The sequence below is a fragment of the Falsiroseomonas sp. RANM36 genome (assembly GCF_056682175.1).
On record NZ_JBWXTD010000003.1, the window covers coordinates 332,139 to 335,603 of the forward strand.

Genomic DNA, 3,465 nt, shown 5'->3' on the forward strand with positions numbered 1-3,465 from the left:
CCCCCCGGCGGGGGGGGGGGGGCGGCGGCCCCCGCCGCCGCCACGGTCGGGGCGGCACCGCGCGCCGCGCTCGCGCAGACGCCCCCGGCCGGGCCGTTCCGCCTGCCGGACCTGCCCTATGCCTTCGACGCCAACGAGGCCGCGATCGACGCCCGCACCATGGAGATCCACTGGCGCTTCCATCACGGCGGGCAGGTGAACGGGCTGAACGCCGCGCTGCGCGAGCAGCCGCAGCTCGCCGCCATGCCGCTCGACCAGATCCTGATGAAGCTGAACGAGGTGCCGGAGGCGGTGCGCACCGCCGTGCGCAACAATGGCGGCGGCAACGCCAACCACACCATGTTCTGGCAGATCATGGGCGGGCGCGGCGGCGAGCCGACGGGCGAGCTCGCGCAGGCGATCGCGCAGTATTTCGGCGATTTCGCGACCTTCAAGGCGCGCTTCACGGCCGCGGCGAACGGCGTGTTCGGCAGCGGCTGGGCCTTCGTCACCGTCACGCCCGCCGGGCGGCTCGCGGTGGTGACGAAGCCCGGCCAGGACACGCCGCTGATGGACGGCGCCCGCGTGCTGATGGGCAACGACGTCTGGGAACACGCCTACTACCTGCGCTACCAGAACCGGCGCGGCGAGTACACGGCGAACTGGTGGAACGTGCTCGACTGGCAGAAGATCGCGGCGCGCTACGCCGCGGCCAAGGCCGGCACGCTCGGCGTCTGACGGCGGTGCCCTGGCCGCATCAGCGCGGCCAGGGCGTCATCGGCGGCAGCGCCTCCGCAGGCGCGGGCAGGTTCAGGAAGAGCTGGGGCAGCGGCAGGGGCTGCCCCTGCGCGCCGGGCGCCAGCGCCTCGCCGCAGGCCGGTCGCAGCACGCCGCAATCCCAGCGATAGCCGTCCGGCCTGCCCGAGATCGCCCCGCCCCGGGCATAGCCGCAGGCGCAGAGCTTGCCGGACATGCAGGCCACGGCGCCGACGCGGTCCTGGTTGCAGGCGGGGATCTCCTGCGCCGCGGCCGGCATCGCAATCAGCAGGAGAAGCAACAGGCGAAGCATGCGCCAGCCTCGCCGGCGCGGATGAAGGCTCGGTTTACGTGCCGCCGAGCGCCTCGATCACGATGCCCTCGGTGAGCAGTTGCGGCAGCACCACGGGCTCGGACGCCCCGGGCGGCCAGAACAGATAAAGCGGCACGCCGGCCCGTCCATGCTCCTGCAGCAGCGCGCCGATCGCCGTGTCGCCGCGCGTCCAGTCGGCCTTGAGATAGGCGATGTTGCGCGCCGCGAAGGCGTCCTGCACGGAGGCGCCGCGCAACGCCACGCGCTCATTCACCTGGCAGGTGATGCACCAGGCGGCGGTGGCGTTGACGAAGACCGGCCGGCCTTCCGCCCGCAGCGCCGCCACCCGCGCCGCGGACCAGGGCTCCGCCCCCGGCCCCGCATCGGCCGCCGCCGCCGGCGCCGCCGACAGCCGCGGCAGCAGCGCGACGGCCGCGAGCAGCGTCGCCCCGGCGGTCATCCGCGCCAGCTTCGCACCCCGCCCCTCGCCGCTGCGCTGGGCCAGGCCGAGGACGAACAGCCCGGCCGCCAGCAGCAGCCCGCCGGCCAGCGCCCACAGCACGCCATCCGGCCCCACCTGCTGCGCGAGCACCCACACCAGCCACACCGCGGCGGCCAGCATCGGGAAGGCCAGGATCTGGCGGAACCGCTCCATCCACGGCCCGGGCCGCGGCAGCAGCCGCGCCAGCCCGGGGAACAGCCCGAGCAGCGCATAGGGCAGCGCGAGGCCGAGCCCCAGCGCGAGGAACACGCCCATGGTCATCGCCGGCGGCATCGCCACCGCCGCGCCCAGGGCCGCCGCCATGAAGGGGGCGGTGCAGGGCGTGGCCAGCGCCACCGCAAGCGCCCCGGTGAAGAAGGCGCCGAGGTTCCCGCCGCGGCCGGCGAGCGACTGGCCGGCGCCGACGGGCCGCATCACCTGGAACACGCCGAGCAGGTTCAGCGCCACCGCCAGCATCAGCCAGGCCATCGCGGCCACGAAGCCGGGCGAGGTGAACTGGAAGCCCCAGCCCACCGCCATCCCCACCGCGCGCAGCCCGACCATGGCGCCGCCGATCAGCGCGAAGGTCGCCAGCACGCCGGCGGTGTAGCTGGCGGCATGCATCCGGACCTGGCCGCGCGCCTCGCCCGAAAGCCGCGCCAGCGCCATCGCCTTCATCGCCAGCACCGGGAAGACGCAGGGCATCAGGTTCAGGATCAGCCCGCCGAGCAGCGCGAAGAGCAACGCCTGGCCGAAGGGCAGGAGGGGGCCGGAGGCGGCCGGCCCCGCGACCGGCGCCGCCGCCGCCCAGGGCCCGCGCGGCCCCCCCCCGGGGCCACCGCCCCCCCCCCCCCCCCCCCCCCCGCCCCGAGCGACCCCCCCCGCCGGCCCCCGCGCGGGGGGGCGGGGGCGGGGGGGGGGGCGGGGGCCCCCCCCCGCGACCGGCGCCGCGACCTCGAAGGCCGGGCGCTGCCCGGCGAGGTCGCTCAGCACCACCACGCCCTCCAGCGCCGCGGGATGCTCGCCCTCCATCAGGGTCAGGCCGAGGGTGAGCGTCTCGCCCTTCCAGCGCATCGGCTGCGGCGCGGTGTTGTCGAGCACACCCGGACGGTTCGGGAAGAACAGCGCTTCCTGCACCAGCGCGGGCGACAGGCCCGGGCCGGACAGGCTGAGGCTCGCGGTCCGCCCGGTGGCGCCGGCGGCGACCGACCAGGGCGCCGCGCGCGGCAGCCGCGCGGCCGCGTCCTTGAACGACCCCTCCATCCCGGGCGAGGGCAGGGCCCGCTCGGCGACCGGCAGGGTGAGGGTGAAGCGGCCTTCCTCCGGGATGCAGACATCGGCGCAGACCAGCCAGGTGGCCTCGGCGCTGACCGCGAAGGTGTCGCCGGGCCGTGCGGTCTCCGGCACCCGGATCGCGAAGGGGAGAAGAACCTCGCCGGTATAGCCGAAATTGACCAGCGGGCCGTAGGGGATGCGTTCCGGCGTGGGCCAGGCGATCGGGCCGGCGGTGGCGCCCTGCGGCAGGGTCAGCGTCACCTCGGGCGGCGCACCGGCATCGCCCGCATTCCGCCAGTAGCTGTGCCAGCCCGGTGCGAGGCGCAGCCGCAGCCCGGCCTGGAATCTCTGGCCGGGCGCCACCGCGGCCGAGTCCGCGGCGAGCGTGGCGATGGCGCGCGGCGAGCGCACGGCCGCGCTCTCCACCGCCAGGGCCGGGGCGGAGAGGGACAGGCCGAGGAGGATCAGCGCGAGGCGCCGGAACATGCGCGCATAGAACGGGACGGCGGGGTGCGGCTGCAACCCCCGCAATGCGATGCCGGCCCCGCGCACTGGTTGGCCTGCCGGGCGGGTCGGTTCCTCGGGCCGCCTTGTATGTCGGGCGGGCCGATTCAGACCTTCGGGGCTGACGCCCCTCCGGTCATCGGGCCGCCTCAGCCTG

General features: G+C 76.0%; 3 protein-coding genes. 1 reads left to right on the forward strand and 2 read right to left on the reverse strand.

Features of this window, described 5'->3' with window-relative positions:
• Positions 1-717, forward strand: a 717-nt coding sequence (locus AC1MIR_RS06385) for a superoxide dismutase (protein WP_480027346.1), incomplete at its 5' end; no start/stop codon positions are given.
• A gap of 19 nt (positions 718-736) precedes the next feature.
• Here the strand turns inward: AC1MIR_RS06385 and AC1MIR_RS06390 are convergent.
• Entirely contained in the window at positions 737-1,048 is a 312-nt protein-coding gene (locus AC1MIR_RS06390) for a hypothetical protein (RefSeq protein ID WP_480027347.1), read from the reverse strand.
• 34 nt (positions 1,049-1,082) lie between these two features.
• Positions 1,083-3,290, reverse strand: a complete 2,208-nt coding sequence (locus AC1MIR_RS06395) for a protein-disulfide reductase DsbD family protein (protein ID WP_480027348.1) — start codon at positions 3,288-3,290, stop codon at positions 1,083-1,085.
• Positions 3,291-3,465 lie beyond the last annotated feature (175 nt).

Coding starts and splice junctions, on each gene's coding strand:
- AC1MIR_RS06395 (WP_480027348.1), bottom strand. CDS start 3,290: ATGTTCCGGCGCCTCGCGCTGATCCTCCTCGGCCTGTCCCTCTCCGCC.
- AC1MIR_RS06390 (WP_480027347.1), bottom strand. CDS start 1,048: ATGCTTCGCCTGTTGCTTCTCCTGCTGATTGCGATGCCGGCCGCGGCG.